The 5,361-nt window shown below is 44.4% G+C and carries 4 protein-coding genes and 1 pseudogene; all 5 read right to left on the bottom strand.

Annotated elements, in window-relative coordinates:
* A pseudogene (locus A3757_RS08765) lies at positions 1 to 404 on the bottom strand (hypothetical protein); the annotation flags it as partial.
* Positions 401 to 925, bottom strand: a complete 525-nt coding sequence (locus A3757_RS08770; RefSeq protein ID WP_068511183.1) for a hypothetical protein — start codon at positions 923 to 925, stop codon at positions 401 to 403. The pseudogene A3757_RS08765 and the gene A3757_RS08770, both read right to left, overlap by 4 nt.
* Entirely contained in the window at positions 925 to 2,175 is a 1,251-nt protein-coding gene (locus A3757_RS08775; RefSeq protein WP_068553848.1) for a sialidase family protein, read from the bottom strand. Before A3757_RS08775 ends, A3757_RS08770 begins: the two co-directional genes overlap by 1 nt.
* Positions 2,176 to 2,178: 3 nt before the next feature.
* Positions 2,179 to 4,290 (bottom strand): TonB-dependent receptor, encoded by a 2,112-nt coding sequence (locus tag A3757_RS08780; RefSeq protein ID WP_197469959.1) that lies wholly within the window; start codon positions 4,288 to 4,290, stop codon positions 2,179 to 2,181.
* 169 nt (positions 4,291 to 4,459) lie between these two features.
* Entirely contained in the window at positions 4,460 to 5,056 is a 597-nt protein-coding gene (locus A3757_RS08785; protein WP_068508120.1) for an HAD family hydrolase, read from the bottom strand.
* Positions 5,057 to 5,361: the final 305 nt, after the last annotated feature.

The raw sequence follows: 5,361 nt of genomic DNA on the forward strand, positions 1-5,361 counted from the left end.
ATCGTCACCTCACCCTCTCTACGCATTCTTTTGAGGCGCTTCGGATAAAATTTCTGTGCCTCAATAAGCTTAAACAGCTCCTGTTTATAGGCAAGTATCGATTCACCTTCTAAACCCAGGCTTTGCGCTTGCAAAACGGTTTCAGATGGACAGCTAAAGTGTTCATTCTCTGATCGATTTTCTGGCTTTGGCTCTGGCTCTGGCTCTGGCTTTGGCTTTGGCTTTAGCTTTGCAGCAACATGGTGATGACTAATCACAAGCGCTGGACGCAGCAATGGCTTATCCACATTAACAGTATCTAGGCTAACACCACCAGACACGGTAAGAAAAACGGCCAACATCATTCCGCAATGAACAAGCACTGACACGATAACGGTAATACGTATAGGCTTGGAAGTTGTCATGGTGAATCGGTACTTTCCGGTGCAGAGTTCGCATGAATTAAAGCCAACCACTGTTCCAACATTGCTTTTGTCAACATGCCGCTATGTGCAACCCGCTGCCCGCGAGCGGAGTAAATATAGGCTCTGGGCAATTCACCATACCAGCCTGGATCGATGTTATAGCGAAGACGTTCAGGTAAATCGCCATTGAAAAGCCAATGCTCATACTCAAGAAGCGCTTCGTTTGCTATTAAAGCTTCAATATCTGTCTGGTATTCCATATCGTCCGTTGAAACTAGCAACAAGTGCTTATTCAGGCCTTGCCCTGTTAATTCCTTTAGAAGTTTTAATTCTTTTAGACAAGGAGGACACTCGATTGACCATAGCAGTAATATAAATGCCTCTCCCTTACGAGATTCTTCAATGGCAATCAGACTATCCGCTGAAAAGGGCTTTATATTCGCATTTGCCTGAAGCGAAGCGCTCCACCCTATAACTATTAAACCCCATATAAACACAGCTAGTTTTTTCACGCTTATCATTACTCTACCCTAATCCAGCGTAAGCCTTCAGCCTGTGTATGCCACATAGCATGAATTCGGCCCTTCACTTCAATCAGGTCAGGGTGATCTGAGTCATGAGTGGTACTTGCGATTACCTTTTCTTTTAGCCAGTCTTTTCCTAAGTTCACGGACTGACGTAAGATCAAATCGAGACCTTGTCCGTTGTAGCGTTTCCATAGTAGGAACACATTCGAATCCTGCACTATGACCTGTGGACGACTCGCACCTGGGAGTGAATCAATCGAAATTGTGTCTAAGGCCCTTCCTTCAGAAAAGTTATAGCGACCGTACACCAAACCTTTATGTTTATCCCCTTGTGTAAACCAGACAATATGTGCGCGGTCATCACGATCAAAAGACATATCAGGACCATGGTGAGGACAGCCTTCAATCACCCAGTTATCTATAGCCGCTTTAGCTGGATGAGCGTTCTGCATAGACTTCCAGTCTTTGACATAGGCAATAGCATGGTCTCGAATGCTGCCTGGGAATACATGCCGCCATAAGATCGCTACATCTTGGTTCGAATCATTTGCTAGGGCCAAACGACAACATTCACAACTATGATCAACCCACTTTTTATCGGGCTGAAAGCTAGCGCCTACATCGTCAGAGTAGGTGAAATATATCGATCCCCCTAAGTAGTCTTGATTCCTGTCACGAGCGGCTTTTTTATCTCGTTTATCAATCCAGAATAAATATAAACGCCCTGTACCATCCATCAGCATCGCATCAAAACGATGACCGATTAGTGCTTTGTCATTGTTGATCGTAATCGGTTCAGAAAAATTTTGACCGCCATCGAGTGAACGAGCAAAACGCACATCCCCCGAATAGCGCCCAGGCGTCTTATGCGTCCATGAGATAAAGATCTCTTGTTGTTTTCCCAACAGGATCTTTGGCCTATTCTCGCCATCATCATAAATAGCTTCAGGTCGCCGATTAACAGCAATAGGAGGCGTATAGCTGCGCCCTTCATCTGATGATGAAGATAAGTAGATATGGCCATTCTGAGAGAAGACCACATACACTTTATCCTTACCCTCGGCATACGATGGAGCGCGTCCACAATGCACAGATGGAAGTGCCATACCTTGACACTCAGGCAGCAAACTGTTTTTCATTGCTCCATGCTTTTTTGCTGCCTCTGCATCTTGGTTGCAGGTCAATAAGAGTGCAAGCAAAAGGCACAGTATGAAAAAAATACCTGAGCGTTCTTTAGTCATCATGTCTTAAAACCGATACTCAATACCTGCGAATAACTGACGCGGAGCCCCTGGTGTATACTTCTCTTTGCCGTAACTGAAGCTGGCATTTTCCGCATACACTTTATTCGACAGGTTATTAATCTTAGCGCTCAATTTGAGCTGTTCAGAAATTTTATATAGTGCTTTTAAGTGTGTAACCGTATAGCCGCCATATTTTTTAGTGTTATTGTCATCCATCCAATACTCACCAATATGCTCAAGCTCCAATGAAGTCGTCAAACCCTGCACCTTTTGAGGAGAATAGTTCAAACGTAAGTTAGCCAAACTGTTAGGCGCCTCAGCTTGCTCGTTATCGCCATAATCTTCATCGTTCACATACTCGTGCTCCGAGTAGCTATAAGCCAATCGTGCGGATAATTCCTCTGTTAAGGTCTGTAGTATTGATAACTCTGCCCCCTGATGCGTGGTCTCGCCACCATTTTCGTAGTAACGATCTCCATCAATGTTTTCTCGTCGAACAATTGAGTCATCAATCGTCATGTAATACAACGATAAATCGAGACGCTGATTTGTGGTTGCCAGCTTATAACCCAGTTCATAGGTATCACTGACTTCCGGGTCTAAATCAAAATCAATATTGTCAGTTGTAAGCGCATACAAGCGAGAAGCTTGCGGTATTCGGAAACCGTTTGCATAGCGAACATAGATATTCTGACTATCATCAAGACGGAAACTAAAACTCAGTTTAGGACTTAAGTGATTGAATGAAGGGTCATTATCGCTCGATGCCCGCGCATAACTCGACGATGCATATTGCCCGTCAGATAGATTATTCGTGTAATCAAAACGGCTGGAGTCGTAGCGAAGGCCGGCTTCTACTGTTAAGTGATCAGTAACACTAAATGCAGCACTGGTATAGGGTGACACGGCGAAGTAATTCACGTCGTAGTCATAAATAGAGCCCTCAGCGACACTACTTCCCCAGCCACTGGGCACATAGTCAAAGGTTTGCTCATAGCTTCGACTAGACTTGGTATATTCAAGGTCGGCTCCAAAAGTCCAGCGGAGGCTATCTAGGCTATAGTCGGCTTTGAACATGAGGCCAAGCGTTTTTTGCTGGCTATCATTCTCAGGAAGGTTTCCCTGCCAAGTTGCTACATACTGGTTCCGGTTTGTTCTCAAGTACGCAATGGTACTCAGTTCAATCTCGTCATTAAGTAAGTGCGTCCATTCTGTACTCAAACGGGCAAAATCAAATTTTCGCTGAATATCCATCCCGGTAGCTAGTGCAGCTTCTATATCACCCACCGATTCTGTATCGTTTTTCAGCGCATCCAAACCAATTAAACTACCGGCCTGATCAGCCTCAGTAGTGTTTATTGCAAAGACTGTTTTCAGGCTATTGTTGTCATTCAAGGAAACAAAATGCGTAATATTCGCTTCACTTCGTTTTGAGCGAGTATGGTCTCGCCAGCCATCGTTTTCGCTATGCGATATATCAATGCCGACTGAAGAGTCATCACTCAAGCTTGCGCTTCCTGCTAGGCCTAAACGATAAAAGCCATGCGCACCAGCTTCAGTTTTGACGGTATAACCTTCTCTTAAGCTTGGGTCTTGGGAAATCACATTGATAGTACCTGCAACTGAATCGGAGCCGTACAATGCAGTCCCTGCCCCCTTCAAAACTTCTGCAGACCCTGCCGTACTAAAGTTGGTGTATGCCAAACCGTTATGGTTAAAGAAGCCAGAGGATTGTACCGGTATGCCATCCTGTAAAAACAAGTAATAAGGCCCTGTATTGGAAGGCATACGTATACTGGTTTTATGCCCCAAGGTTGAACCGGTCTGTATAATACGAACGCCTGCAATGCTATTAAACAAGTCTTTTTGGTAGTTAGCCTGGTCAAGATCAACAGAGCCTCTATCCTTAACGGCGATACTGGCGGGCACATCCAAGGTCAACTCTTCGTTTCTATTTGCTGTCACACTAATCGTATCTAGCTGCTCAACCGCTGGCTTTGCTTCCATGTCTGCAACAGCGGGAAGTGCATACAAAAGGCTAGCGCCCAAGAGACTACTACCAATACAAGTTTTCCCTGATAGCGAAATATTTCGAAAAGTTTGATTTACTCTCACACTAACACCCTCATTCAACCTCATCTATGATTAGATTGGAGGTGAGTATATCGATGAGGTTTTATGGAGGAAGTGACATTTTGTCGCACCTATTCGCCTTCTTTATCCAAGATTGATTCAGATCAATCTCGCAAGATAAGCAAAGTTAAGCAAGCAGGTGCGTTTGTCTTTATTTTTTTTCTATATAGGAGGCTAATAAATCGAAAAAAGATGCGTAGTCATTACACACAAAGCCCGCCCTTTCAGCATAATCAGGTAAGTGATCTTGAGCATATAAACAGGAATGCATGTTAGCATGTTCTGCTGCTAATAGGTCGTACAGATAATCACCCACATACACCGCCTCAGAAGGTTTGAGTTGCCACTCACGACATAGTTGCTGCAAGGCTCCTGGGTGAGGCTTTGCAGGGGCACACTCTCTGGTTAATATCGTGTCAACTTGTAGTCCCACTTGCTCTAACTTACGACGAGTTGCTTCTCTTGAATTTCGAGTCACTATCGCAGTTTTTAATGCTCCTATAGAAAGCTGTTCAAACAAACTTTCTACTCCAGGAAGCAGTTCAACTGATCGCGCATCGGCCATTTCGTGTTGATAAACAATGGCATTTGCCGCTTCTTTATCTTTGCCTTGCAGGGCATCGATGTAGGCCAAAATATCTTCGTCAGGCGGGCAACCCACATCTTTTCGCATTCGGTCAAAGTTGAGACTCGAGCTGACCAGCGTTCCATCAAGGTCAAAAATGATGGCTCTAATCTGTTCCGACACACACCGTGGAATTCTCCTCAAGCAACTCACTGACTCGCTCCATTTTGAAATCAAAGACTAAGAGCTAAGAGTGTACTGAAGATATATTCATAAGACCAAAGAAAACAAAAAGCGTGGCTCTCGCCACGCAAAAAACATCCTTGTCTAGCTTCACAACCAACAACTAGCATCCGATAAATCTGATGTCCTCAATTAATCGTCATCCTCACAGCGCTCTTCCATTCGCTTTAGCTTCTTCGATACCATCGCTTTAAGCTCGGCTTTCTGCTCCTCATTTAACACCGCGTGTACTTGCTGGCGAACAC

The sequence above is a fragment of the Oleiphilus sp. HI0117 genome, assembly GCF_001635235.1.

Excerpts from the sequence above, each read along its gene's own strand:
- A3757_RS08775 (WP_068553848.1), bottom strand. The coding sequence starts at position 2,175 with ATGATGACTAAAGAACGCTCAGGTATTTTTTTCATACTGTGCCTTTTG.
- A3757_RS08770 (WP_068511183.1), bottom strand. The coding sequence starts at position 925 with ATGATAAGCGTGAAAAAACTAGCTGTGTTTATATGGGGTTTAATAGTT.